At 66.4% G+C, this 24,417-nt stretch carries 25 protein-coding genes; 10 read left to right on the top strand and 15 right to left on the bottom strand.

The genetic code is table 11. The features are described from left to right. Positions 1 to 26: 26 nt before the first annotated feature. Complete coding sequence (locus tag ACZY08_RS19970) at positions 27 to 755, top strand: NAD-dependent deacylase (protein ID WP_463746351.1); 729 nt, start codon at positions 27 to 29, stop codon at positions 753 to 755. On the opposite strand, the gene ACZY08_RS19965 is transcribed toward ACZY08_RS19970, so the two are convergent. From ACZY08_RS19965 to ACZY08_RS19955, 3 genes are read right to left on the bottom strand one after another with little or no spacing between them, the layout of a single operon-like run. After that, positions 752 to 1,387: a class I SAM-dependent methyltransferase gene (locus ACZY08_RS19965; protein WP_463746350.1), complete on the bottom strand. Its 636-nt coding sequence runs from the start codon at positions 1,385 to 1,387 to the stop codon at positions 752 to 754. The genes ACZY08_RS19970 and ACZY08_RS19965 overlap by 4 nt on opposite strands. Then, a complete protein-coding gene (locus tag ACZY08_RS19960) occupies positions 1,384 to 2,100 on the bottom strand; it encodes a TetR/AcrR family transcriptional regulator (RefSeq protein WP_463746349.1) in 717 nt (238 codons plus the stop codon). Before ACZY08_RS19960 ends, ACZY08_RS19965 begins: the two co-directional genes overlap by 4 nt. Further along, positions 2,100 to 4,418, bottom strand: coding sequence for an MMPL family transporter (locus ACZY08_RS19955; protein ID WP_463746348.1), 2,319 nt, complete (start codon positions 4,416 to 4,418; stop codon positions 2,100 to 2,102). Before ACZY08_RS19955 ends, ACZY08_RS19960 begins: the two co-directional genes overlap by 1 nt. Before the next feature lie 154 nt (positions 4,419 to 4,572). Between ACZY08_RS19955 and ACZY08_RS19950 the strand changes: the two genes are divergently transcribed. Next, positions 4,573 to 5,109, top strand: coding sequence for a DoxX family protein (locus tag ACZY08_RS19950; protein WP_463746347.1), 537 nt, complete (start codon positions 4,573 to 4,575; stop codon positions 5,107 to 5,109). Between the two features lie 83 nt (positions 5,110 to 5,192). Next, entirely contained in the window at positions 5,193 to 5,324 is a 132-nt protein-coding gene (locus ACZY08_RS19945; RefSeq protein WP_088305117.1) for a hypothetical protein, read from the top strand. 80 nt (positions 5,325 to 5,404) lie between these two features. On the opposite strand, the gene ACZY08_RS19940 is transcribed toward ACZY08_RS19945, so the two are convergent. The 3 genes from ACZY08_RS19940 to ACZY08_RS19930 form a co-directional block, all read right to left on the bottom strand. Then, a complete protein-coding gene (locus tag ACZY08_RS19940; RefSeq protein ID WP_463746346.1) occupies positions 5,405 to 6,418 on the bottom strand; it encodes an NAD(P)H-dependent flavin oxidoreductase in 1,014 nt (337 codons plus the stop codon). 104 nt (positions 6,419 to 6,522) lie between these two features. Then, positions 6,523 to 7,278: a 3-hydroxyacyl-CoA dehydrogenase gene (locus ACZY08_RS19935; RefSeq protein WP_463746345.1), complete on the bottom strand. Its 756-nt coding sequence runs from the start codon at positions 7,276 to 7,278 to the stop codon at positions 6,523 to 6,525. A gap of 52 nt (positions 7,279 to 7,330) precedes the next feature. After that, positions 7,331 to 8,422 (bottom strand): CaiB/BaiF CoA transferase family protein, encoded by a 1,092-nt coding sequence (locus tag ACZY08_RS19930; RefSeq protein WP_463746344.1) that lies wholly within the window; start codon positions 8,420 to 8,422, stop codon positions 7,331 to 7,333. 134 nt (positions 8,423 to 8,556) lie between these two features. Here ACZY08_RS19930 and ACZY08_RS19925 point away from each other — a divergent pair, with 134 nt between their 5' ends. After that, positions 8,557 to 9,360 (top strand): enoyl-CoA hydratase, encoded by an 804-nt coding sequence (locus ACZY08_RS19925; RefSeq protein ID WP_463746343.1) that lies wholly within the window; start codon positions 8,557 to 8,559, stop codon positions 9,358 to 9,360. A gap of 122 nt (positions 9,361 to 9,482) precedes the next feature. Then, a complete protein-coding gene (gene tet(V), locus ACZY08_RS19920) occupies positions 9,483 to 10,763 on the top strand; it encodes a tetracycline efflux MFS transporter Tet(V) (protein ID WP_463746570.1) in 1,281 nt (426 codons plus the stop codon). Here the strand turns inward: tet(V) and ACZY08_RS19915 are convergent. Next, complete coding sequence (locus ACZY08_RS19915; RefSeq protein ID WP_463746342.1) at positions 10,760 to 11,347, bottom strand: TetR/AcrR family transcriptional regulator; 588 nt, start codon at positions 11,345 to 11,347, stop codon at positions 10,760 to 10,762. The genes tet(V) and ACZY08_RS19915 overlap by 4 nt on opposite strands. Before the next feature lie 78 nt (positions 11,348 to 11,425). Here ACZY08_RS19915 and ACZY08_RS19910 point away from each other — a divergent pair, with 78 nt between their 5' ends. After that, positions 11,426 to 12,463, top strand: coding sequence for an aldo/keto reductase (locus tag ACZY08_RS19910; protein WP_463746341.1), 1,038 nt, complete (start codon positions 11,426 to 11,428; stop codon positions 12,461 to 12,463). Here the strand turns inward: ACZY08_RS19910 and ACZY08_RS19905 are convergent. After that, positions 12,435 to 12,956, bottom strand: coding sequence for a gamma carbonic anhydrase family protein (locus ACZY08_RS19905; RefSeq protein WP_463746340.1), 522 nt, complete (start codon positions 12,954 to 12,956; stop codon positions 12,435 to 12,437). The two genes, ACZY08_RS19910 and ACZY08_RS19905, sit on opposite strands and share 29 nt — an antisense overlap. A gap of 110 nt (positions 12,957 to 13,066) precedes the next feature. On the opposite strand from ACZY08_RS19905, the gene ACZY08_RS19900 reads away from it, so the two are divergent. Together ACZY08_RS19900 and ACZY08_RS19895 are read left to right on the top strand one after the other, a co-directional pair. Next, entirely contained in the window at positions 13,067 to 14,374 is a 1,308-nt protein-coding gene (locus ACZY08_RS19900; RefSeq protein ID WP_463746339.1) for an MFS transporter, read from the top strand. A gap of 156 nt (positions 14,375 to 14,530) precedes the next feature. Further along, complete coding sequence (locus tag ACZY08_RS19895) at positions 14,531 to 15,238, top strand: fasciclin domain-containing protein (RefSeq protein ID WP_463746338.1); 708 nt, start codon at positions 14,531 to 14,533, stop codon at positions 15,236 to 15,238. Between the two features lie 90 nt (positions 15,239 to 15,328). Here the strand turns inward: ACZY08_RS19895 and ACZY08_RS19890 are convergent, their stop codons facing one another. From ACZY08_RS19890 to ACZY08_RS19880, 3 genes are read right to left on the bottom strand one after another with little or no spacing between them, the layout of a single operon-like run. Continuing rightward, the gene (locus ACZY08_RS19890; RefSeq protein WP_463746337.1) at positions 15,329 to 16,471 is read right to left on the bottom strand and encodes an acyl-CoA dehydrogenase family protein; all 1,143 of its coding nucleotides are present in this window, start codon (positions 16,469 to 16,471) and stop codon (positions 15,329 to 15,331) included. Between the two features lie 3 nt (positions 16,472 to 16,474). After that, positions 16,475 to 17,269, bottom strand: a complete 795-nt coding sequence (locus ACZY08_RS19885; protein WP_463746336.1) for a crotonase/enoyl-CoA hydratase family protein — start codon at positions 17,267 to 17,269, stop codon at positions 16,475 to 16,477. Then, a complete protein-coding gene (locus ACZY08_RS19880; protein ID WP_463746335.1) occupies positions 17,266 to 18,414 on the bottom strand; it encodes a thiolase family protein in 1,149 nt (382 codons plus the stop codon). The genes ACZY08_RS19885 and ACZY08_RS19880 overlap by 4 nt, the downstream gene beginning before the upstream one ends. A 201-nt stretch (positions 18,415 to 18,615) precedes the next feature. Here ACZY08_RS19880 and ACZY08_RS19875 point away from each other — a divergent pair, with 201 nt between their 5' ends. Further along, positions 18,616 to 19,407 (top strand): FadR/GntR family transcriptional regulator, encoded by a 792-nt coding sequence (locus tag ACZY08_RS19875; RefSeq protein ID WP_463746334.1) that lies wholly within the window; start codon positions 18,616 to 18,618, stop codon positions 19,405 to 19,407. On the opposite strand, the gene ACZY08_RS19870 is transcribed toward ACZY08_RS19875, so the two are convergent. The 3 genes from ACZY08_RS19870 to ACZY08_RS19860 form a co-directional block, all read right to left on the bottom strand. Beyond that, complete coding sequence (locus ACZY08_RS19870; RefSeq protein WP_463746333.1) at positions 19,404 to 21,137, bottom strand: DUF3556 domain-containing protein; 1,734 nt, start codon at positions 21,135 to 21,137, stop codon at positions 19,404 to 19,406. The two genes, ACZY08_RS19875 and ACZY08_RS19870, sit on opposite strands and share 4 nt — an antisense overlap. Positions 21,138 to 21,241: 104 nt before the next feature. Beyond that, the gene (locus ACZY08_RS19865; protein ID WP_463746332.1) at positions 21,242 to 21,766 is read right to left on the bottom strand and encodes a DoxX family protein; all 525 of its coding nucleotides are present in this window, start codon (positions 21,764 to 21,766) and stop codon (positions 21,242 to 21,244) included. A gap of 22 nt (positions 21,767 to 21,788) precedes the next feature. Continuing rightward, positions 21,789 to 22,553, bottom strand: a complete 765-nt coding sequence (locus tag ACZY08_RS19860; RefSeq protein WP_463746331.1) for an SDR family NAD(P)-dependent oxidoreductase — start codon at positions 22,551 to 22,553, stop codon at positions 21,789 to 21,791. 24 nt (positions 22,554 to 22,577) lie between these two features. Between ACZY08_RS19860 and ACZY08_RS19855 the strand changes: the two genes are divergently transcribed. Further along, the gene (locus ACZY08_RS19855; protein ID WP_463746330.1) at positions 22,578 to 23,180 is read left to right on the top strand and encodes a TetR/AcrR family transcriptional regulator; all 603 of its coding nucleotides are present in this window, start codon (positions 22,578 to 22,580) and stop codon (positions 23,178 to 23,180) included. 13 nt (positions 23,181 to 23,193) lie between these two features. On the opposite strand, the gene ACZY08_RS19850 is transcribed toward ACZY08_RS19855, so the two are convergent. Continuing rightward, positions 23,194 to 24,414 (bottom strand): WS/DGAT domain-containing protein, encoded by a 1,221-nt coding sequence (locus ACZY08_RS19850; RefSeq protein WP_463746569.1) that lies wholly within the window; start codon positions 24,412 to 24,414, stop codon positions 23,194 to 23,196. Positions 24,415 to 24,417 lie beyond the last annotated feature (3 nt).

Here is a 24,417-nt window from a genome sequence, read left to right as displayed (position 1 = left end):
TCACCCAAACCGACTACGTTGGTGATGTGCAAGTGACTGTCCTCAGTGGTGCCGGGATCTCGGCAGAAAGCGGTGTCCCCACGTTCCGTGACGTCGAGACGGGCCTGTGGGCAAAAGTAGATCCGTACGAGATTTCCAGCATCGAAGGCTGGCAGCGGCATCCGGAGAAAGTCTGGGCCTGGTATCTGTGGCGCCACTACATGATGTCCCACGTGCGGCCCAACGACGGGCATCGGGCCGTGGCCGCCTGGCAGGACTTCGCCGACGTGCACGTCATCACCCAGAACGTCGACAACCTGCACGAGCGCGCCGGAAGCACCAACGTCTATCACCTGCACGGCAATTTGTTCGAGTTCCGTTGCGATGCATGCGGTTCGAGGTTCGAGGGCAACCTGCCCGAGATGCCGGAGCCGGTCGAGACGATCGAACCCCCGGTCTGCCCGTGCGGCGGCCTGATCCGCCCGAGCGTGGTGTGGTTCGGTGAGCCGCTGCCCGACGACGCCTGGCAACGGTCAGTACTGGCGGTCGGCAACGCCGATGTGGTGATCGTGGTGGGCACCAGCTCGGTCGTCTATCCGGCCGCGGGCCTGGCCGAGGCGGCCGTGGCCGCGGGCACCGTGGTGATCGAGGTCAATCCGGAACGCACACCGCTGTCCGACAGTGCCACGGTTTCCCTGCGTGAGACCGCGGCCGGCACTCTGCCGAACCTGCTGCAGCGGTTGCCTACGCTCCTCGGTAGTCGCGACGCCGGCTAGGCAGGCCGGACTGCGCGCCCGATCGCGAACTCCGTCACCGGCAGCGGCACCCAGGCCGGCATCGCAAGTTCACGGTGCGCAACCTCAACCTGGAATCCGCTACCAGCGATGGATTGCTCGGTGTGCCGATGGGTGTGGCAATTGCCGAACAACCGCGGCCAGACGGTGGCATCTGCCACGCGCTGCATCCCGGCCCGCCAGCCACTGCCGGCGACATGCTCCAGGTACCGCAACTCCCCGCCCGGCCGGACAATCGAAAACAGCTGACGTAGAACCGCATCCGGCTGATCGATCGAGCACAGCACCAGTGAACAGACCACGGCATCGAACGGCTCTGCACTGCTGAATTTCTCGGCGGTGTCACTGGTGACGGTCACCGGCACCGGGGCCAGTGCCGCCGCGCCGCGGGCCACTTCGGCAAGATGACGTTCTGGCTCGATGGCGACCACCTCGGTGACCGTCGACGGATACAAGGCGAAGTTCGTCCCGGTGCCCGCGCCGATCTCCAGCACCCGCCCGCTGAGGCCGGCGAGGTTGTCACTGCGCAGTCGACGCAGCGCCGCCGGCTCCGAACTGGACAGGGTCTTCCACACCCGGGCAAAGAACGGGTTGTCCACGGTCCGGTCAGTCACGGTGCTCCTCCGTCGGCGTATTCACTGGCAAATCCCTTCAACCTTGCGATGGTCTCCAACGGCTCGAGATCAGTCCCGATCATCCCCGAGACGATCTGACCGGTACAGACCGCCCGCAGCACGCGATCGGTGAACTCCTCGGCGTCGCCCCACGGCAGATAGGGTTTGGAGATCAGCAGCGCGGCCACCCCGTGCGCTGCAGTCCACAGTTCGAGGGCCATCGTCGTGGCGTCCCCGGGCGGGTAGATCCCCTCGGTGATCAGTGCGTCGATGGCCGCCCGCATGTGCTGGAACGCCGAGCTGTTCAGCGCGGTGTCGACGTCGCTGCCGGGCCGGCCCTCACCCATCGTGGCCAATCGGTACAGCTCGGGTGTGCGCCTGGCGAAGTTCACGTAGGCGTGGCCCTGAGCACGCAGCACCTCGATCATTGAGGAGCGATCGGCTCCGGCCTTTTGGGAAGCCCGCTGCATCTCCTCGTCGAGTTTCTCGAAGTACCGCGAGCACACCGCGTCCAGCAGCGTGTCCTTGTCGGCGAAGTGCAGGTAGATCGACGGCGGGGTGACCCCGACGAGCTGGGCCACCGACCGGATCGACACGGCCTTGGCATGGCCGGTCTCCAGCAGTAATTCGGTTGTGGCGTCAAGGATCTGATCACGCAGAAGCTCACCGGAACCGCGCGGGGCGCGGCGTCGTTTACAGGGTTGGATCGCCACTAGCCGACGTCCGTAACACCGGCCCCGGCAGGTTGGCGTTTTTTCCCGCCTCCGGGAGCATCACCCGGCCCGTTAGGGTCCAGCTCGCCAGGACCTGACTCACTGATCCCGATTCGCTTGTGTAACCGGGCCAACGGTGCCGGCGCCCACCAGTTCCACTGCCCCATCAGGTGCATGAATGCCGGTACCAACAGCATGCGCACCAAGGTGGCGTCGACGAGGACCGCAATGGTCAGGCCCAGGCCGAACATCCGCATGAAGGCCACCTGCGCAGCGATCAGCGCCGCGAACGAGATCGACATCAGCAGCGCGGCGGCCGTCACCACCCGGCCGGTGCGGGCCAGTCCGAGCGCAACGCTCTCGTCATTCCGTTCCCGCTGGGACATCTCGCTGTCGCTGCCGGGCTGCAACCAGTACTCGCGGATCCGCGAGACCAGGAACACCTCGTAGTCCATCGACAGCCCGAATGCGATGCAGAACAACAACACCGGCAGGTTGGCCACCAAGGTGCCCGTCGACGTGGTGCCCAGCGCACCCAGGTGACCGTCCTGGAAGATCCACACCAGCGCACCGAACGCCGCCGACAGGGACAACACGTTGAGCACCAACGCTTTCAGCGGAAGCACGACGCTGCCGGTGAGCAGGAACAGCAGGATGAAAGTGATCGCGGCGATGATGCCGAGCACCAGCGGCAACCGCGACGTAATCGCATCTGAGCTGTCCCGGTTGACCTGCGCGATGCCGGTGAACTGCACCCCGGCCGGCGCGGGCACGGCGTGCAGCGCGTCGAGTTGTGCCTCAGAGGCGTCACTGAACAACGGCACATGGCTACCGACGGTGAGATAGGCACTGCCGTCGGTCATTCCAGTTCCAGAGGTCGGCGGTCCGACCCGGCTACCGTCGACGAACGTGCCGCCGGGTGACGACACCGAGGCACCACCGGCGGCCCGTGACAGATCACTTGCGTAGCGGTCGATCTCGGCGGGCGGCAGCCCCGTCACGTCGGGAAGCACCACGGTGACGGCGGTCGAGGAGTCGACGGCGAAGTCGTTGCGCAACTCGTCGCCGACCTGACGGGCCGACGCCGAAGACGGCAGCACCCGGTCGTCGGGGAAACCCCACTTGATGCCGAGGAACGGTGCGCCCAACATCAGTAGCAGTGCGATGACGGCGAGTCCGACCGGAACCGAGCGCCGCATGACGCGCTTGGTCGTCCGGTACCAGAAGGTCTGCTCGACGGGCTTGGCCACGGGTTCGGGCCGCCCGAGGAGCCGACGGATGAACCGGCGCACGTCGTAGGCGTCCAGTCGATCACCCAGCAGCGCGATGGCCGCCGGGGCCACCACGATGGCCGCGAATGCCGCCAACGCCACCACCGCGATCCCCGCGTAGGCGAACGACTTGAGGAAGTACATCGGAAACAGCACCATCGCCACCATCGACAGCGCCACCGTCATCGCCGAGAACAGCACCGTGCGCCCGGCCGTGACCATGGTGCGTACCAATGCGCGGTCCGGATCGACACCGTCGGCAAGTTCGTCGCGGTACCGGCTGACGATCAACAGGGTGTAGTCGATGGCCAGCGCGAGCCCCATGGCGACGGTGAGGTTGAGCGCGAAGATCGAGACGTCGGTGACCATCGTGAACCCGCGCAGCACCGCCAACGATCCGAGGATCGCGAATCCGCCGACCGCCAGCGGCAGCGCGGCGGCGAGGAGTCCGCCGAACACCCACACCAGCACGAGGAAGCTCAGCGGAATCGCGATGGATTCCATCATCAGGAGGTCTTTTTCGCTCTGGCCGTTGATCTGGACGTAGATCATCGCCTCGCCACCGGCCCGCACGGTCACACCTTTGCGGTCGTGCACCAGTTGATCGGTGAGTTCCTTGGCGTGTTTCTGGGCGCCGCTCTCCCCGCCGGTGATTCCGGCCAGGATGAGCCCGGTCTTGCCGTCCTTACTGATCAATGTGGCTGCCGCGGGCGGCGGCAAGGTCCAGGCCGAGCTGACCTCGGTCACGTACGGCGATGCCTTGAGCCGGCCGGCGATCTCGGTTCCCGCAGCCAGGGCGGCCGTGCCGTTCGCCCCAGCGTTGTCATCGGTGACGCTGATGACCAACTGCATGTCGCCGCGGGCGAACTTGTCCGACAGCAGCTGGGTGGCCCGTGCCGACTCCGACGTCGGGTCCTGGAAACCGCCGGCCGACAGGTTGTTCGCCACCGGGATGCCGAAGATGCCCGCAGCCACCATGACCAACGCCGCCACCACGAGCACACGTCGCGGGGCTGCGATGGCAAGACGAGCGATTCGATGCAGCACGTGGTGTCCTTCCCCAATGGGTATCGCCGTTAAGTTAACAACGGTAAGTTTCCAGCGTCAACGTAGGCCTCGCTCTACACACGACGACCGGCACCGAAGGGTTCACCCCGACGTGCCGCGATGAATTCGGGGGCGTCTGTGCGTCTAATTAGGCATGACGATCACCACCGACGCCGATACCGCGACCACCCGTATGACCGATACCGGATTGCTCATCATGCGCATCGCCACCGGCGCAACCATGCTCCAAGCCGGCCTGATCAAGGCATTCGATTTCGGCACCGCGGTGGAATTCATGGAGTCCAGCGGGTGGCGACTCCCCGCATTCGGGGCGTTCATGGTGACCGCGGCCGAAACCCTGGGCGGCATCGGCCTGCTGCTCGGGATCCTCACCCCGCTCGCAGCCTGCGCGGTGATCGGCGCGATGGTCGACGCCTGGGCCGTGAATGTCGCGACTGACGCCTTCTGGTCCCAGCCCTTCAACGTTCCGTTCCTGGCCGCATTCGCCGCCGCAGCGCTGTTGTTCACCGGTGCCGGTGCGTTCTCGATCGATCACCGGGTATTCGGCCGCTCCAAGGTGTCGCCCAAGGCGGCGGTCGGGCTATTGGTGATCGGCGTCGCAGCCGCCGTGGTGACCTGGATCGCGCTGTACCCCAGCAACCCCATCCACGTCACAAGCCCTACTGGCTAGAAACCTACCGAAAAGTAGGATTGCCACCATTTTCCGAACCGTAACTCAAAGATTCCTTAATAGTGACCCATACGCTCAGTGTCATGTGGATCGACGACACCAGTGCAGATGTCATCAAGGTCGACTTCGAGGCTCTCTACCACGGCGATTTCCTCGTCGAGGGCGACACCTCGGAGCAGTTTGACGACTACCAAGAACTGCCCACCGCAGTATGAGAAAACGCGCGCCCTCAGGGCGCGCGTTTCCCATCTAGAGTTTGCCGTGACTTTGCCCGCTTCGGGCCGCAGTCCTCGCTTCAGGCGAGGACTGTTTCTTTCTCCGACTCGGCCTCGTCCGCGCCGATCATGTTCATCAGGCGCCCGCTGATCAGCAGCTCGGCCTCCGACACCATCCGCGAGACGAGTTCGCCGCAGGTGGGGATGTCGTTGATCAGACCCATCGAAGTTCCGACCGACCAGATGCCTGCGTCGAGATCACCGATCTCATAGACCTTCACGCCGCGTTTGCCGGCCACCAGATCCTTCACGTCCTCGAACTGGCCGCCGTCCTTGAGGATCTGCACCACCTCACGCGAGACTGTGTTGCTCGCGACCCGTGCGGTATTGCCCAGGCTGCGGAAGATCAGCTCAGTGTCCAACTCGGTGCCCGCCACGATCGCTTCCTTGACGTTCTGATGAATCGCCGATTCGGCCGTGCACATGAACCGCGAGCCCATGTTGACACCGTCGGCACCCAGCGCAAGCGCGGCCACCAGGCCACGCGCGTCGGCGAAACCACCCGAGGCGATCATCGGGATGTCGATCTTCTCCGACGCGGCCGGGATGAGCACCAGGCCCGGGATGTCGTCCTCGCCCGGGTGACCGGCGCACTCGAACCCGTCGATGCTGATGCCGTCCACACCGAGGCTCTGCGCCTTGACCCCGTGGCGCACCGAGGTGCACTTGTGCAGCACCTTGATGCCGTTGTCGTGGAACATCGGCAGGTGCGGCGCCGGATTGGAGCCGGCGGTTTCGACGATCTTGATGCCGGAGTCGACGATCACCTGGCGGTACTCGTCATACGGCGGCGGGTTGATCGTCGGCAGAATCGTCAGGTTCACCCCGAACGGCTTGTCGGTGAGCTCACGGGTCTTGGCGATCTCATTGGCCAGATCCGCAGGCGTCGGCTGGGTCAACGCGGTGAGAAACCCCAGCGCCCCCGCATTCGCCACAGCCGCAACGAGTTCGGCGCGGCCGACCCACTGCATGCCACCCTGCACGATGGGGTGCTCGATCCCGAATGTCTCGGTGAACTTCGTCTTCAATGCCATTAGGACTCTCTCCTGTGTTTTCTGCTCTTCGCGCAAGCGCTCATCTGTTCACTCGGCTCTTCGCGCAAGCGCTCATCTGTTCACTCGGCTCTTCGCGCAAGCGCTCATCGCGGAGCCATGCGGATAGCGCCGTCGAGGCGGATGACCTCGCCGTTGAGCATCGGGTTCTCGACGATGTGCACGGCCAGGGCGCCGTACTCATCGGGATCGCCCAACCGGGCCGGATGCGGCACCTGCTGGCCCAGCGACTTCTGTGCCTCTTCGGGCAGCGAGCCCAACAGCGGGGTCTTGAACAGACCCGGCGCGATGGTGCAAACCCGGATCAGCTCACGCGAGAGGTCGCGCGCGATGGGCAGGGTCATGCCGACCACACCACCCTTGGACGCCGAGTAGGCCGCCTGGCCGATCTGCCCGTCGAACGCCGCCACGGAGGCGGTGTTGATGATGACGCCGCGCTCTTCTCCCTTGAGTGGTTCGGTCTTGGCGATGCGCTCAGCGCTCAGCCGGATCACGTTGAACGTGCCGATCAAGTTGACCTCGACCACCTTGCGGAAGCCGTCGAGCGGGAACGCCCCGTTCTTGGACAGAGTCTTGATCGCATTGCCGATGCCGGCGCAGTTGACGTTGATGCGCACCGGGCCGAGCGATTCCGCGACGTCCAGCGCCTCGGTCACCCCCGCCTCGTCGGTGACATCGGTGGCGACGAACTTGGCCCGATCACCCAGTTCGGCCACCACCTCTTCGCCCTTGAGGTCGATCACGACCACCTGCGCGCCTGCGTCCAGCAGCCGCTTGGTGGTGGCCAGGCCCAGGCCGGAGGCACCGCCGGTGACGACGGCTACCGCATCTTTGATCTCCACTTACCGCATTCCTTTCCGGCCGGCGTCGCGCCGACCCACTGATGTGGTTGAACTAAACCCAGTCCCGCAGAACCGATTCGGTGTCGGCGCCGCGCGGGCTCGGCGGGGTCGGCACCGCCGGGGTGCTGCGCGAGAACCGCGGTGCCGGCATCGGCTGCAGGTTCCCCTCGTCATCGAAGAATGTGTCGCGCTCGGCGATGTGCGGCTCGGTGAGCACCTCGGCGAAAGACAGCACCGGCGTCGCACACGCATCGGTACCGGCGAACACCTTGGCCCAGTGGTCGCGGTCGTGCGCGGCGAATGCCTTGGTGAAGGCTTCACGCAGCTCGGGCCAGCGGGCCATGTCGTTCTGCGCCGGGAGGTCGGCGCCGTCGAGGCCCAGACCCTTGAGCAGTTCGGCGTAGAACTGCGGCTCGATCGCACCGATGGCCATGTATTTGCCGTCGGCGGTCTCATAGGTGTCGTAGTAGGGGGCGCCGGTGTCGAGCATGTTGGTGCCGCGCTCATCGGACCACAGGCCGTTGGCGCGGAAACCCCACATCATCTGCATCAGCACGGACGAGCCGTCGACCATGGCCGCGTCGATCACCTGTCCCTTGCCGGAGGTCTGCCGCTCGAACAGCGCAGAGAGGATGCCGACGAGCAGGAACATCGAGCCGCCACCGAAGTCACCGGCGAGGTTCAGCGGTGGGACCGGCCGCTCACCCTTGCGGCCGACCGCGTGCAGCAGGCCGTTGAGGGAGATGTAGTTGATGTCGTGGCCGGCCTGCAGGGCCCGCGGCCCGTCCTGACCCCACCCCGTCATCCGGGCATAGATCAGGCGGTCGTTGACCTTGGCGCAATCTTCTGGTCCCAGCCCCAGGCGTTCGGTGACGCCGGGCCGGTAGCCCTCGATCAGCACGTCGGCCTTCGAGATCAGGTTGAGCACCAGCTCGCGACCCTCGTCGCTCTTGAGATCTGCCGCCACCGAACGGCGGTTGCGCAGCATCGAGTCCCGATCACCGGCGGGCACTCCCCCGCTGCGACCGGGCCGCTCGATGCGCACGACGTCGGCGCCAAGATCGCCGAGAATCATCGCCGCATGCGGGCCCGGGCCGATACCGGCCAACTCCACAACGCGCAAACCTTGCAGTGGTCCTGCCATGCTCTTCCGCCCTTCGCGTGTTAGGCCTTGGTTGACCGGTGACATAGCTTACTTGTATAACCTTCTCGACCGGCATGGCCATAGCCGGCCCCCGCCCGGACCGGCTCTCGGCCCGTCAGACTTAAGGTGCATAGATGACCGTGACCCGCGAATACCCCGACGTCAAAGACCTGACCGTGTCCCTCGAGGGCGGTGTGCTGTCGGTAACGCTGAACCGGCCCGACAGCCTGAACTCCCTGACCCAGGACATGCTCGTGGCGATCGCCGATGCCATGGATCTCGCCGGCGCCGACCCGGAAGTGCGCGTGGTCCGCCTCGGCGGCGCGGGCCGCGGGTTCAGCTCCGGCGCGGGCATCAGCGAGGAAGACCAGAACGCCAAGAGTCACGACGCCGAAGGCGTGCTCGACGCGGCCAACCGCGCCGTCGCCTCCATCGTGGCGCTGCCGAAGCCGGTCGTGGCCGTCGTCCAGGGACCCGCCGCAGGCGTCGGGGTGTCACTGGCCCTGGCATGCGACGTCGTGCTGGCCTCAGAGGCAGCCTTCTTCCTGTTGGCGTTCACCAAGATCGGGTTGATGCCCGACGGCGGCGCCTCGGCTCTGGTCGCCGCGAACATCGGCCGGATCCGGGCCATGCGACTCGCGCTGCTGGCGGATCGCCTCACCGCTGCCGACGCCTACGACTGGGGTTTGATCAGCGCTGTGTACCCGGCCGAGGAATTCGACGCCGCGGTGGACAAGGTCATCGCAAAGCTGCGCTCGGGTCCGGCGGTGGCGCTGCGCGAGACCAAGCAGGCTGTCAATGCGGCCACGCTCACCGAGCTCGAAGGCGCCTTCGCCCGCGAGCGCAAGGGCCAGCTGCAGCTGCTGGTGTCCGACGACTTCCGCGAGGGCACCAAGGCCTTCCAGCAGAACCGGCGCCCGGAGTTCACCCAGTCCTGACTCCGCCGAGCAGACGCAAAACTGCCCTTTCTCGCGTCGAAATGGGCAGCTTTACGTCTGCTCGCGGGCGAAAATCGTTGGACGCAACCCGCTCCGGGTAGGCACCATCGAATGTTGTGAGCATGCAACGCGACATCCAGGCGCCGGTTGATCAGACCGGCGGCTGGCGCGTGCTCGCCCCCTTCCGCATCCGCGAATACCGGCTGCTGATCGCCGCGGTCACGCTGTCGATCTTCGCCGAGGGCATGTGGTCGGTGGTGATGGCCTTGCAGGTCATCGCAATCGACAACGATCCGGCCTCACTGTCGCTGGTGGCCACCTGCCTCGGCGCCGGGCTGGTGGCGTTCGTTCTCGTCGGCGGCATCACCGCCGACCGGATCAACCAGCGCACGATCATCATCGCGGTCGAGACCGTCAATCTGGTAGCGGTCACGACCATCGCGGTGCTGGGCCTGCTCGACGTGCTCAAGATCTGGCATCTGGCCGTCGCGTCGGGCATTCTCGGCATCGCCGCGGCGTTCTTCTTCCCCGCCTACAGCGCGCTACTGCCGCGCATCCTGCCGCCCGAACAACTGTTGGCGGCCAATGGTGTTGAGGGTGTGGTGCGTCCGGTTTTCCAGCGTTCTGTCGGGCCCGCGGTGGCGGGCATGGTGATCGCCGCGACCTTCCCTTCACTGGGCGCCGTGGTGGTGGCGGTGCTGTTCGGCCTGGGCCTGGCCCTGCTGGTCGCGACCCGCCCGGCAGTGGATTCGATTGCAGCACCCGATGATCGAGATCAGCCGCACGTACTGCGTGATCTGCGTGATGGTTTCGCGTTCATGGTCCGCACCCCGTGGCTGCTGTGGACGCTGTTGTTCGCCAGCATGTTCGTGCTCGTCGTCCTCGGGCCGATCGAGGTACTGCTGCCGTTCATCGCCCAGGACCGGTTCGCCGACGGCGCCCGCGCCTACGGATTCATATTGGCGTTCTTCGGATTCGGCAGCGCGCTGGGGGCATTGACGGTGTCCTCGCGCCGGATGCCACGGCGCTACCTGACCACGATGATGCTGATGTGGGGCCTGGGATCGGTGCCGCTGGTGATCGTCGGCGTCACGTCGTCGTTCCCGTTGATGGCCGCGGCCACATTCTGCGTCGGCGTCACCGACGGCGCCGGAATGGTGATCTGGGGAACGCTACTGCAGCGCCGGGTGCCGACGGAGATGCTGGGCCGGGTCTCGAGCCTCGACTTCTTCGTGTCGCTGGCGTTCATGCCGCTGTCGTTCGCGATCGTCGGCCCGCTGTCGAAGGTGGTCTCGATGGAGTCCATCTTCCTGGTGGCCGGGCTGCTGCCTGCCGTGCTGGCCGCGGTGGCGGTGGGGGCTGCGCGGATGCCGCGCGACGAGCTGGCGCACCCGCTGCGCTAGGCGAACACCCCCGCAACGACGGCCGCGATCGCGGCGTCGACCGCACGATGCGCGTCGGCAACCGTGAGAGTTCGCGTGCTGGTGAGGAATTGGTAGTAGAGCGGGGCGGAGACCTGCCGGATGACCGCAGCGGCATCGGTTCCGGCCGGCGCTTCGCCCCGCTCCATCGCATCGGTCACACATCCGGCCCACTCCGCGATTCGCCGGTCGTAGAACAGCTGCAACGCGTCGGCGGTGTGTCGGTCGCAGGTCGCCGCCGCGACAGCGGCCTTGAACAACCTGCCTTGGCGCGCATCGTTGAGGGTGCGACGCACCAGGGTCGCGTTGGCCCGGAGATCACCGCGCAGCGATCCGGTGTCGGCCCGGCGCACCGACTGTTCGGCCATGTCGGCCAGGAGGTCTGCCACCAAGGCCGGAACCGAACCCCACCGTCGGTACACCGTCGACTTGCCGACACCGGCCCGTTCGGCCACAGCAGTCAGTTCCAGACCAGCCAACCCCTCCTCGATGAGTAGGTCGGCCGTCGCGCGCAACACCGCTTCGCGCACCGCCGCGGTGCGCCCGCCCGGTCGTTCAGCTGCCATGCGACTCATCTTAATAGGAATATTATCCCGTTAGCGCCGCGTTCCTTATCAGGAAGACAATCCCGTTAAGGAGTGGTAATGGAATATCGCAGAGTGGGCGACTCTGACCTCATGGTCTCCGAGCTGAGCTTCGGCGCAGCGACTTTCGGTGGCTCGGGCGAGTTCTTCGGCGCCTGGGGCGACACCGGGGTCGACCAGGCACGGGCGATGGTCGATCTGGCCCTGGAGGCCGGCATCAATCTGTTCGACACCGCGGACGTGTACTCCGACGGCGCCTCGGAGGAGGTGCTCGGCGCAGCTCTGCGCGGACGCCGCGACCGCGTGCTGATCTCCACGAAGGCCGCGCTGCCGACCGGCCCCGACGACTGGGGTACCTCACGGGCGCGCCTGTTGCGGGCCGTCGATTCCGCGCTGACACGTCTGCAGACCGACCGGATCGACCTGTTCCAGTTGCATGCCTACGACGCGTTCACGCCGATCGAGGAGGTACTGCAAGCACTCGACACGCTCGTCGAGCAAGGCAAGGTGCGCTACACCGGAGTGTCGAACTTCTCCGGATGGCAGCTGATGAAATCCCTGAGCCTCGCCGAAAAACACGATCGCCCAAGGTATATCGCACACCAGGTGTACTACTCACTGCTCGGACGCGATTACGAATGGGAACTCATGCCGCTGGCGATGGCCGAAGACATCGGCGCGCTGGTGTGGAGTCCTCTGGGCTGGGGCCGGCTCACCGGGAAGATCCGCCGCGGCCGCCCGCTGCCGCAGCGCAGCCGGCTGCACGCCACCGCGGACGCCGGGCCGCCGGTCGACGACGACTTCCTCTACGGTGTCGTCGACGCGCTCGATGCAATCGCCGCAGAAACCGGCAGAACCGTGCCACAGGTCGCACTCAACTGGCTGCTGCGCAGGCCGACGGTCTCGTCGGTCATCATCGGGGCCCGTGACGAGCGGCAGTTACGCGACAACCTCGGCGCGGTCGGGTGGGCACTGGATGCCGAGCAGATCGCGCGACTGGATGCCGCAAGCACCCGCGAGGCGCCGTATCCCTACTTCCCGTACTTCCGGCAAGACGGATTCGCGCGACTCAATCCGCCTCTCGGTGCAAACCGGTGAGATGCGTGTAGGCCGCCGCGTTGAGCTGGTTGTGGCCGACCTCGTCATCACTGAGTTCCCGGCGCACCTTGGCGGGCACACCAGCCACCAGCGAACGCGGCGGCACCACCATGCCCTGGGGCACCACCGCACCGGCGGCGACCAGTGACCCGGCCCCGATCACCGCTCCGTTGAGCACCACCGCGCCCATCCCGACCAGGCTGTCCTGCTCGACGGTGCAGCCGTGCAGCACCACGTTGTGCCCCACCGTCACGCCCGTGGCGATCCGGCACGGAAAACCCGGGTCGACGTGGACGGTCACCCCGTCCTGGATGTTGCTGCCCTCACCGACCTCGATTGGCTCGACCTCGGCGCGCAACGTGGCGCCGTACCAGACGCTGGTACCTGGGGCCAGCGAAACCTGGCCGATCACACTGGCATTGGGGGCAACCCAGGCATCCGGGTCGATCTGCGGGGTATGACCGGCGACGGACACGATCAGCGGCTCTGGCATGCCGGTCATGGTAGACAGCAGCCCGCCGGCTCTCACGGGTGGCATGTTTTTGATGGTGGCTGTCGTTTACCCCTCTGGCCTGGACCGCCATCCTCGGCAACAGTGGTCGGGTGACTCGAAACCTCGGCCGGGCCGCGGTCCCCCAGCGCGTCCGCATCCATTGGGCCTGGGTGGTCGCCGCGGTGAGCTTCGTGGCAATCCTGGGCGCGGCCGGGTTCCGGTCCATTCCGGGCGTGATGATGAATCCGCTGCACCACGAGTTCGGCTGGTCGCACGGCACGGTCGGGCTGGCGATGTCGGTCAACATGATGCTGTACGGGCTCACCGCGCCGTTCGCCGCCGCACTCATGGACCGCTTCGGGGTCCGGCCGGTGCTGACCGTGTCACTGCTGCTGATCGCGACGGGTTCGGCCTGCAGCATCGCCATGACGGCCACTTGGCAGTTGGTGCTGCTGTGGGGCGTCCTGGTCGGGATCGGCACCGGGTCGATTTCGATGGGATTCGTCGCGACCATCGCCACCCGCTGGTTCGAGCAGCGCCGCGGACTGGTCACCGGTGTTCTCACCGCCGCCAGCGCCACCGGACAACTGCTGTTCCTGCCGGTCGTCGCGGCCGTCACCACACAACACGGCTGGCGCTGGGCATCGTTGATCGTCGCGGCCGCCTCACTGGCCGTCGTCCCGCTCGTCGCGGTCTTCATGCGCAACCGCCCCGCCGACCTGGGTCTGGCCCCGTACGGAGCAACTGAGCTTGCCCCGTCCGCCCCGCCGGCGGGCGGCTTCAAGACCGCATTCGACGGTCTCCGCATCGGCGCGCGGACGCGCGTGTTCTGGCTGCTGGCCGGGAGCTTCGCGATCTGCGGAATGACAACCAACGGTCTGATCGGCACGCACTTCATTCCGGCGGCCAACGACCACGGCATGCCCACGACGGTCGCCGCCGGCCTCCTCGCCACCATCGGAATTCTCGACGTCGCCGGCACGGTGTTCTCCGGCTGGCTCACCGACCGCGTGGACCCCCGGCTGCTGTTGTTGGTCTACTACGTGGGCCGCGGCCTGTCACTGATGCTGCTGCCGTCACTGCTCTCGCCGCACGCCGAACCGAGCACCTGGGTCTTCGTCATCTTCTACGGCCTGGACTGGGTGGCCACCGTGCCGCCGACGATCGTGCTGTGCCGCGACTACTTCGGGGATCGTTCGCCAGTGGTGTTCGGCTGGGTCTTCGCCTCCCACCAGATCGGCGCGGCCATCGCAGCGGCTGGTGCAGGGTGGCTGCGGGATCTCAACGGCGATTACGACCTGGCCTTCCAATTGGCCGCCGGCCTGTGCTTCGTCGCCGCGGGACTTTGTCTCAGCATCAGAAAAGCCCAGGTCACAGACACTGAGACGGTCAAAGTGGACAGCTCGGCTTTGCCGTAACCGCAACGTAGCGCTTACCATCCGATGCGGCGCCGCGGGGAACGCTGAGCCGGTGGTGCTCGCGGTCGCTCGCCATAGTCGCGCGGCGAACCGCGTAACGCGGCACCGGCAGCCGACGAATAAAGGCTAGGCCTGAGCGGGAGGAAAACCCACCAAATGAAGACTCGCACCAAGACACTGGGCGTTGCTGCGGCAGTCGCCGCCATCACGGCGTCGCTACCGCTGGCCGTCACCGCCTACGCCGACCCGGCGCCGACGACGACCGCAGCTCCGGTGGTGGAGATCCCCGACCCGCAGGGCTCGGGCTGCGACAACTTCAAGAAGGCCATGCCGGATTGGAAGAGCCTCGCGGATCTGCCGGCCGGCAAGGTTCTGGCCAGCATCCCGGACATCAGCACCTTCAACGCGGCGCTGTCGGGCGGGCTGAACCCTGACGTCAACATCGTGCCGGTGCTCGACAACGGCCCGTACGTGATCTTCGCGCCGACCAATGACGCGTTCGCCGCCATGGAGCCCGGCAAGCTCGACGCGCTCAAGGCCGATCCGGCCGCGCTCACCAGCCTGGACTACTACCACGCGTTCCTCGGCCTGCTCGGCCCCGATGACGTCAAGGGCCAGCGGCCGACCCAGCAGGGCGCCGAGGTCAAGGTGAGCGGCAAGGGCGGCGACATCAAGGTCAACGACACCGCCAAGCTGGTTTGCGGCCCCATCCAGGCGCAGAACGCCCGGATCTACCTGATCGACGCCGTGCTCGATCCCAACACCCCGCCGGAGGCCCTGGTGCCGACCGTCTCGGGCACCAGCACCACGACCACGACGAAGGCCCCGGAAGCCACCCCGGCCGCCGACGCCCCGATCGGCTGATCTCTTTCTCTGCGCGACTCAGCGCGAGCAGACGCAAATGTCCCCGACACGCCGATGTGTCGGGGACATTTGCGTCTGCTCGCGAGAGAACTAGACGCCGAGCTCGCGGCCGATGATCTCCTTCATGATCTCGGTGGTGCCACCGAAGATCGTCTGGATGCGTCCGTCCACGTAGGCACGTGCGACGCGGTACTCCATCATGTAGCCGTAGCCGCCGTGCAACTGCACGCAATTGTCGACGACCTTCTTGGCGACCTCGGTCGCCCACCACTTGGCCTTGGCGGCTTCGACCGCCGTCAGCTCACCGTCGACCACGCCCTGCAGGCAGCGGTCGATGTAGGTCTCGGTGACCTCCAGCTCGGTCTCCATCTCGGCGAGCAGGAACCGGTTGTGCTGGAAGCTACCGATGGGCTGACCAAATGCCTTGCGGTCCTTGGCATATTGCAGCGTCTCCTGGAAGACCGCACGGGCACCATAGATCGCCGAGATGGCGATCGAGAGCCGCTCCGACGGCAGGTTGGTCATCAGGTGGTAGAAACCGCGACCTTCCTTGCCCAGCAGGTTGGCGCCCGGCACGCGCACGTTTTCGAAGTTCAGCTCCGAGGTGTCCTGACTGTGCAGGCCCATCTTGTCGAGCTTGCGACCGCGGGTGAAGCCGTCCATCCCCCGCTCCACCACGAACAACGTGAAGCCCTTGTGCCCGGCCTCCGGGTCGGTGCGGGCCACCACGACGCACAGGTCGCAGTTGATGCCTGACGAGATGAATGTCTTGGACCCGTTGATGATCCAGTCGTCACCGTCGCGCACCGCCGACGTGCGGATACCGGCCAGATCGCTGCCCGCACCCGGTTCGGTCATCGCGACCGCGATGATGGTCTCGCCGCTGGCGATGCCGGGCAGCCAGCGCCTCTTCTGCTCGTCGTTGGTGAGGTCCTTGAAGTACGGGCCGACGACATCGTTGTGCAGGCTCAGCGCCGGGCCGTGCACGCCGGCCTTGGCGACCTCCTCGTCGATGATGGCGTTGAACCGGAAGTCATCCGAGCCGCCGCCGCCGAACTCCTCGGGCATGTTGAAGCCGATGACGCCGTACTTGCCGGCGGCCGTGTATGCCGACCGGTCGACGATGCGCTCGGTCTCCCACTTCTCGGAGTTGGGGACGAGCTCACGCTCGATGTATTCCTTGACCGTCTCGCGGAATGCTTCGTGTTCCGCGCTGTAGATCTGCCGCTTCATGGCTTACCTTGCCTTCCAAACAGGTTCACGCTTCTGAGCGAAGGCCATCGGCCCTTCCTTGGCGTCCTCGGTCTGAAGCAGAGTGGTGAATTCGCGGTTGGTGCGCTTCCATCCGTCCTTGTCACCGGTGATGACGCCCTCGTCGACGCCGTAGGCGACGCGCTTGCTGGCCTGCACGGCCAGCGGTGCGTTGCCGGTGATCCGTTCGGCCAGCTTGAGCGCGGCGTCCACAACGGTGCCGTCGGGCACGACCTGGTTGATCAGTCCCCAGCGCAGCGCGTCGGCCGACGACATCGGCTCACCGGTGAACAGCAGTTCGTTCGCCACCTTGCGGGGCAGCTGCTCGGCGATGCGGAACACGCCACCGGCACCGGCGATCAGGCCCCGCTTCACCTCGGGCAGACCGAATTTGGCGCTTTCCTCGGCGACAATCAGGTCACTGGCCAGGGCCAGTTCGGTGCCGCCGCCCAGCGCGGTGCCGTTGACCGCGGCGATCGTCGGCTTGTCGATGAAATGGCTGACGTAGCCGGCGAATCCATATTCTGAATGCTCGGGGTGAAAGAGGTTCTCACCCCGCGAGATCGCCTTGAGATCGGCGCCCGCGCAGAACGACTTGTCACCCGATCCGGTGAGCACGACCGCGCGGATCTCGGGATCGTTCTGGGCCTGCTCCAGTGCGTCGCCGACGGCGATGCTGACCGAGGCGTTGATCGCGTTGCGCGCCTCGGGCCGGTTGATGGTGATCAGCAGTACGTTGCCGCGCTTCTCTACGAGCGCACCGGGCTGGTTGTCGGTCACAGGAGCTCCAGGATGGTCGCGTTGGCCTGGCCGCCACCCTCGCACATGGTCTGCAGGCCGTACTGAATGTTGTTGTCCCGCATGTGGTAAAGCAGGGTGGTCAGGATACGGGCACCGGAGCCGCCGAGCGGGTGGCCCAGAGCGATGGCACCGCCGTTGGGGTTCAGACGCTCCTCGTCTGCGCCGGTGTCCTTGAGCCAGGCCATCGGCACCGGGGCGAACGCCTCGTTGACCTCGAACGCGCCGATCTGATCGACAGTCAGGCCTGACTTGGCCAGCGCCTTCTGGGTGGCCGGGATCGGCGCGGTCAGCATGATGACCGGATCGGCGCCGGCGAGCACTGCGGTGTGCACCTTGGCAAGTGGCTTGAGCCCCAGGTCTTTTGCCTTGTCGGCGGACATCACCAGCAGTGCGGCCGAGCCGTCGGAGATCTGGCTGGAGTTACCGGCGTGGATCACACCGTCCTCCTTGAAAGCCGGCTTGATGGCGGCCATGGACTCGACCGTGCCGCCGCGACGGATGCCGCCGTCCTCCAGAACTGCGTTGCCGTCCTGATCTGTGATCCCCACGATCTGATCCTTGAAGGCGCCCGCGTCCTGTGCGGCAGCGGCCTTTTCGTGTGACCGCAGCGAGAACTCGTCGAGCTGGGTGCGCGACAGCCCCCACTGCTCGGCGATCATCTCGGCGCCGACACCCTGGTTGGGGGTCTTGTTGTCGTAGCGCGCCCGGAAGGCGTCGGGGTACGGGTGCCCGCCGCTTGCCAGCGACGATCCCATGGGGGTGCGCGACATCGACTCGACGCCACCGGCGACGACGACGTCGTAGTGCCCGGCGACGACGCCTGCGACGGCGAAGTGGAGGGACTGCTGGCTGGAACCGCACTGGCGGTCGACGGTCACGCCGGGAACGGTCTCGGGCCAGCCGGCGGTCAGCAGGGCGGTGCGGGCGATGTCGAGGGCCTGCTCACCGGCCTGCATGACGCAGCCCCAGATGACGTCGTCGACGAGGGCGGGGTCGATGCCGGCGCGCTGCACCAGGCCGTTGAGCACCTGGGCCGACAGCTCCGACGGATGCACACCGGACAGGGCGCCGTTGCGCTTCCCGACAGGTGACCGGACGGCCTCGACGATGACGGCTTCAGCCATGACTTCTCCTTTGAAGGGTTGGGGCGCTACCCCGGTTGGACCCGATGGGGCACTCGAGGTGAAAATATCCCAGTAGGTTTACTAGGTCAACCTACTGGTTGGTAGGGCCTGACATACCGTTTCCTCGGTGTACAGATGGTTTACTGAGTTGTACAGCTGGCCATCCGGCCGGCGCAAAGTTGTCTCACCTGGGAGTGTCTGGTGGCTCGAACCACACCGCTGGCGCCGATGATCGGCCCTGACGCGATCGCACCGCAGGCACCGGTCCGTTCCCCCAAGACCGCCGAGCTCGTCGCAGGCACGTTACGGCGCATGGTCGTCGACGGCCAGCTCAAAGAGGGCGACTTCCTGCCCAACGAAGCCGAACTCATGGAGCACTTCGGGGTCAGCAGGCCGACGCTGCGCGAGGCCGTGCGGGTGCTGGAATCCGAGCGTCTGGTCGAGGTACGACGTGGCTCCCGCACCGGAGCGCGGGTTCGTGTTCCCGGCCCCGAGATCGTCGCCCGTCCGGCCGGGCTGCTGCTCGAACTCTCCGGCGCCGACATCGCCGACCTCCTGGTGGGCCGCGCGGCGATCGAGCCGATGGCCGCCCGCCTGCTCGCCGAGAAGGGTGACGAGGCCGCATTCGCCGAACTTGAGCGCATGCTCGACGAGCACATCCCGAAAGACCATCAGTCAGACCAACTGGCCGCGACCACCGGCGACTTTCACCGCCGGGTCGTCGAGCTGTCGGGCAACGCGACACTCGGCATCATCGCCGGCATGCTGCACGAGATCACCGTGCGCCACCATGCCTTCCTGTTCAAGGAGCGCAGGCCGGTGTCCAAGTCCGACTACGACAAGCTGATGCGGTCCTACCGCAAGCTGATCCAGATCATCCGCTCCGGTGACGGTGACGCGGCCGAGGCGCACTGGCGCAAGCACCTCGACACCGCGCGCATCCTCATGCTGCGGGACATCGAGAGCGTCAAGGTGCGCGACGTCATGCGCTAGTTGTTGTCCGCCGATTCCACGGTGTAGACCGGCAGCTCGTCATCCCAGGGCTGGCGCGTCACCATGTCGGCGACCTTGACGTATCCCCGCTCGAATTCTCCGGTGGCCGCGTCCACGAGCCGGTACTGCTGGGTCTGATGCTGGATCGGCTGAGCGTCGAGCATGACGATGCGCACCTCCCCCGGCTCGAAGTGGCACCGCTTCTGCAGGGCTGCCACCAGTTGCTCGTTGCTCATGTGCCCGTCGCCGAAGTTCCAGCCGATGGCGGTCGAGACGATGCGCTCCCCGTCGGTCAGCGTGTAGTCGTCCTCGTTGTATCCGGCCATCGCCCGGTGCGCCAGGGTAAATAGGGCTCGGCCGTGAGAGTTGAAGCCGCGGAACGCATATCCCATGTACAGATACATCTGGGCGGTCTCCGGGCTGCCGTAGTACCGCTCCATCTGCGCGGCGGGCATGCTGGCGATCGCGACGATGTGCTTCTCGATCTTCTCCGCTGCCGAGGGCTTGACGCACCACAGGGAGGTGTCCCAGTTACCCGCGTAGTAGCGCATACCCGGCAGGAACGAGACCTTGCGCGGGAACAGGTTTCCCAGCACCACCGTGCCCGCGACCACGGCGAACAACACGAGCGGCCACGGGCTGGTGAGATCCCCCAGCCCGATACCGGCGTGCCCGACGAACAGCGCCAGCACCGAGAACATCATGAAGACGTTCCACTCCAGCGGCACGCCCATCGGAATGGAGCTCAGGATGCCGAAGTGGAACACCAGCATGACAAACGCAGCAATGGCGGTCACCCAGCCACCGTGGGAGAAGAACAGCACCAACGGCACCAAACCCTCGATGGCAGTGGAGAAGTGGGCCAAAAACCGCGACGGCCGCCCCGGCCGGAGATCATCGGGGAAGTGCTCGAAGAATCTCCGCTTGATCCAGCGAGGCCGGAACACCGGATTGTTGCTCATCATCGTGGAGATGACGAACGGGAAGTGCTTGTTGAGCTTCGAGGTCGCCGCGCCCAGCCAGATCACCATGCAAACCAGCTTGGCCGCGATGATGATGTCCCCACCGCTGAAGAGAAAGCAGACCGCCAGCGAGCCGTACACCTCGCCGCGGGCGGCCAGGAAGATCACCTTGTCGCGCAGGCCGGCCACGGCCAGCAGACCGATGATCGTGGCGGTCTGCCACACCGGCAGCACGCCGATCTCGCTGCCGAGTTCCGGGATGGGCCCGGTGCCCTGCGAGAACAGGGCGATGACCAACACCACCAGCAGCGCCCCGTACAGCACGACGTCGGCGACGGTGCGGCTGTCCCCCTTGGTCAGTGGCACCCGGGTCGGCCACGGTGGCAGCCGAATCGTCTTGGGCCGCAACCAGTACAGGACCGATCCCATGGGCGGGAAGAACCGGTTGTTGAGTGGGCCGAAGCCGCAGCCGAGGCCGATGACCTCGAACAGCATCGTGTAGAACACAACCTTCTGGTAGACGATCGGCTCCGCATACCAGGCCGCGACGTTCGTGAATCCGTCGACGCCCTGAGTGCCCAAGGCGATCAGCCAGGCACCCAGGATGTACGCCAGGATCTTCACGACATAGAAGAGGTGCAACGCAATCGGAGTCCCGAAGCCGACCTCCGCCCAGTGCCGCGCCATCGGCCGGATCTTCTCCGCGCGGGTGCCCTTGCTCCACTGCTCGAAGTCGATCTCGGGAGATACCTGTTTGAGAAAACCCATGCCGGTCAGACTAGAACGTGTTCTATTCCGTCCTCACGTGAACAGACACATATGTACCCGACACGCCGGTGCACAAGGTGCATATGCGTCTGCTCGGCGGAGATCTAGTTGGTCTTCACCGGCGGGCGGAAGAAGATCACCAGCTGGCCGATGCCACCGGCCAGGCCGAGAACGATGGCGATCGCCAGGCCGCACCAGCCGTACAGCAGGTGGTAGAAGCTGCAGTTGGAGAACAGCAGGTGATCAAGGCTGTAGCGGCCGGCGCCGGTGCCGGCGATCGCCACCGCGGCCACCGCCAGGATCAAGTTGTACTCCCAGCCTTCCTTGACGATGAAGAAGCCGTTGTGCCGGTGCACGGTCCAGGCCGCCACCAGCATCAGCGCCACGAACCCGGCCGCGGGCACCGGGGTGAGCAGGCCCAAAGCCAGCCCGAGGCCGGCGGCGATCTCGGTGCTGGCCGCGACCCTGGCGTGGAACAGGCCCGGCTTCATACCGATGCTGTCGAACCATCCCGCAGTGCCGGGGATCCGCCCGCCACCGAAGAACTTGTTGTAGCCGTGTGCTGCCATGGTGAGGCCGAGAACCACGCGCAGGAGCAGGATCGCAGTGTCGTAAGCGGAGGAAGGCATGTAACAGAATGTAGGACATCTGTTAAGCCGCCGCCCAGCCCCCATCCACACTGAGGATCGCCCCGTGGATGTTGCCGGCGTCTTCACCGGCCAGGAACACGACCGCCGCAGCGACCTCCTCGGGCGTGCTCATCCGCCGCGACGGGATACGGGCGAGCACCGATGCGACGTGATCGACAGCCTCCAGCGCCCGCTCCGTGGCGATGGGCCCCGGGGCCACGGCATTCACCCGCACCCCGCGCGGACCGTATTCGACCGCCCACGACTTGGTCAGCGAGTGCACGGCCGCCTTGGTCGACGAGTACAGCGCCGATTGATCACCTCCGATCAACCCTGTGATCGACCCGACGTTGACGACTGCGCCGTGGCCACGCTCGGCCATCGCCGGCACCAGGGCGCCGGTCAGCAGGAAGGGTGCGATGACGTTGGTCTGATACGACTCGAGCAGTGCTTGCTCGGACACCACGCCGGTGGGTTCCGGCATCCCCCACACCCCCGCGTTGTTGACCAGGATGTCGACCTGACCGCCGGCAGCCTCGGTGGACTGTCGCGCGAGGCGCTGCACCTCGTCTGCCCCGGCCCCGAGATCGGCGGCGACGAACTCGGCCCGCCCTCCGGCTGAGCGGATCTCGGCGACGACGGCATCACCACGCTCCTTGCTGCGGCCGCTGACTATGACGAAGGCGCCCTGGGCCGCGAGAGCCTTGGCGATGGCGACGCCGAGGCCGCCGGTGGAACCCGTGACAAGTGCTGTACGGCCCTGCAGGCGCGTAGTGTTTGGACTCATGAGTCCAGGTATAGGCCGCTAAAAATGGACCTGCAAGTCCAAAAGTTGACGTCCAAGGGCGAGGCCACCCGGCGCCGGATCATCGAGGGCGCCGCCGCGGTGATCCGCAGCCACGGTGTGGCCGCCACCACGCTCGACGACATCCGGGCCCACACCCAGACCTCCAAGAGTCAGCTGTTCCACTACTTCCCCGACGGCAAGGACCAATTGCTGCTCGCGGTCGCCGAACGCGAGGCCCAGATGGTGCTGGAGGATCAGCAGCCCTATCTCGGCGAGTTGACCTCATGGGCGGCCTGGCAACGCTGGCGTGACGCCGTGGTCGAGCGGTATCGACGCCAAGGGCAGAGTTGCCCGCTGAGCCTCTTGATGTCGGAGATCGGCCGTACCACTCCCGGCGCCCAGGCCGTCACCAAAGCCCTACTGCGGCAATGGCATGACGAGATCGCCGCCGGTATCCGGCATATGCAGTCGCAGGGGAAGATGGCCGCCGGTCTGGATGCTGACCAGGTGGGCGCGGCAGTCCTGGCAGGGATCCAGGGTGGCGTCAGCGTGATGTTGGCCTCCGGTGACCTCAGCTACCTGGAGTCCGCCCTGGATGTCAGCATCGCGATGCTGCGCCGCGGCTAGCCCGGAAGGCGGATCACAAGCTGGCTTCGAGCCGGTCGAGGTACCCGTCGACGTCCCCGATCGCCGACTCCGCCGCGAACACGCTGATCGAGATGGTGTCCCCCACACCCGTCACGCAGTGGGTAAGCCCCACCATCGGCGACAACCCGGGAAACGCGGCCGCCAACCGCACCGGCATGCCGCCGAAGCTGAAGTCCGCGGCACCGCAATTCACGCTCGACACCACGGTGTTTCCGGTAACGGTCGACGAACGCACGTCGGGATTGAATTGGCCGATCCCCCAACGCAACAGCGGAGCCGGGGTGGCGGCGAACGCACGCTCCGAGGCCCGCATCGCGGGGTGCCCGGCGCGCTCCCGGCGCGCCGCCAGCTCACCGGCGATAGCGTCGCGCCGCGGCGTCACCGGTAGCGACGGATGCAGGCCCACGCCGACCGTGCCGAAATGGTTGTACGCCTGGCGTGGACCGGATTTCGCCATGGTCACCTCGGCGCCAAGGGTGGCCGGATCCGTCCCGAGCTCATGGAGCTGACCGGCCAGGGCCTCGGAGATGCCGGCCAGGGCACACACTGTCACGGTGGCGCCAGAGAGCTGCGCCCGATCGCGGACAACCGTCCGCATGCTGCGGATACCCGTCGGATGGTCGTTGGTCCGGAGCGGCGGACGGGGCGTCGCGGCCGGCGGCACCCGCCCGGCCTCGGTGTCAGCCACCAGCTGCCGGTACGCACGGGCCGCCTCGACGCTTCGCCACGGCAGCATCGCGGGATTTCCGTGCACCGGTGTCACCGGCGCAACCGGCCCCGGACGGCCGAACATCACCGCCGCCGGACCGCAGGTGCGGCCACCGCCGCCGAGGGCGTGGGTGATCTGCAGGACCGCAACGGTGCCTGCACCGGCCACGCCGGGCATCCCCTCGACTCCGGGGAATACGTGCACCCGCCACGGCGCCAGTTGCGCATCGAGCTGAGCGTCCACCAGCTCACTGACGGCGGCCAGGCAACCCAGCCAGGTCGGCTGATCGAGATCGTGCACCACGAACCGCGATTCGTCGACCCGGGCCGGCGTCCAGGCCGGGTAGTGCAGCCGCGAACTGTCATCGATCCGTTGCGAGAGGTCCGGGCTGGTGCACGCATTGGCGACCAACTCACCGAGTGCGCCCGGCAGGTCGGCAGGTACACCGTCGAATCCGTACAGCAGGAAGGTGTCGTTGGGCATTCTGGACGACATCCAGAACATCTG

The sequence above is a fragment of the Mycobacterium sp. IDUB_9 genome (assembly GCF_055419505.1).
This window is presented reverse-complemented; position numbering and strand designations above follow the sequence as displayed.

What these genes read in the sequence shown, in the direction of transcription:
- ACZY08_RS19925 (WP_463746343.1), top strand. Translation starts at nt 8,557, where the DNA reads ATGACCGTGACCCGCGAATACCCCGACGTCAAAGACCTGACCGTGTCC.
- ACZY08_RS19870 (WP_463746333.1), bottom strand. Translation starts at nt 21,137, where the DNA reads ATGGGTTTTCTCAAACAGGTATCTCCCGAGATCGACTTCGAGCAGTGG.
- ACZY08_RS19930 (WP_463746344.1), bottom strand. Translation starts at nt 8,422, where the DNA reads ATGGCAGGACCACTGCAAGGTTTGCGCGTTGTGGAGTTGGCCGGTATC.
- ACZY08_RS19915 (WP_463746342.1), bottom strand. Translation starts at nt 11,347, where the DNA reads ATGGCAGCTGAACGACCGGGCGGGCGCACCGCGGCGGTGCGCGAAGCG.
- ACZY08_RS19855 (WP_463746330.1), top strand. Translation starts at nt 22,578, where the DNA reads ATGGACCTGCAAGTCCAAAAGTTGACGTCCAAGGGCGAGGCCACCCGG.
- ACZY08_RS19940 (WP_463746346.1), bottom strand. Translation starts at nt 6,418, where the DNA reads ATGGCATTGAAGACGAAGTTCACCGAGACATTCGGGATCGAGCACCCC.
- ACZY08_RS19850 (WP_463746569.1), bottom strand. Translation starts at nt 24,414, where the DNA reads ATGTTCTGGATGTCGTCCAGAATGCCCAACGACACCTTCCTGCTGTAC.
- ACZY08_RS19890 (WP_463746337.1), bottom strand. Translation starts at nt 16,471, where the DNA reads ATGAAGCGGCAGATCTACAGCGCGGAACACGAAGCATTCCGCGAGACG.
- ACZY08_RS19860 (WP_463746331.1), bottom strand. Translation starts at nt 22,553, where the DNA reads ATGAGTCCAAACACTACGCGCCTGCAGGGCCGTACAGCACTTGTCACG.
- ACZY08_RS19880 (WP_463746335.1), bottom strand. Translation starts at nt 18,414, where the DNA reads ATGGCTGAAGCCGTCATCGTCGAGGCCGTCCGGTCACCTGTCGGGAAG.
- ACZY08_RS19945 (WP_088305117.1), top strand. Translation starts at nt 5,193, where the DNA reads ATGTGGATCGACGACACCAGTGCAGATGTCATCAAGGTCGACTTCGAG.
- ACZY08_RS19895 (WP_463746338.1), top strand. Translation starts at nt 14,531, where the DNA reads ATGAAGACTCGCACCAAGACACTGGGCGTTGCTGCGGCAGTCGCCGCC.
- ACZY08_RS19910 (WP_463746341.1), top strand. Translation starts at nt 11,426, where the DNA reads ATGGAATATCGCAGAGTGGGCGACTCTGACCTCATGGTCTCCGAGCTG.
- ACZY08_RS19905 (WP_463746340.1), bottom strand. Translation starts at nt 12,956, where the DNA reads ATGCCAGAGCCGCTGATCGTGTCCGTCGCCGGTCATACCCCGCAGATC.
- ACZY08_RS19865 (WP_463746332.1), bottom strand. Translation starts at nt 21,766, where the DNA reads ATGCCTTCCTCCGCTTACGACACTGCGATCCTGCTCCTGCGCGTGGTT.
- ACZY08_RS19950 (WP_463746347.1), top strand. Translation starts at nt 4,573, where the DNA reads ATGACGATCACCACCGACGCCGATACCGCGACCACCCGTATGACCGAT.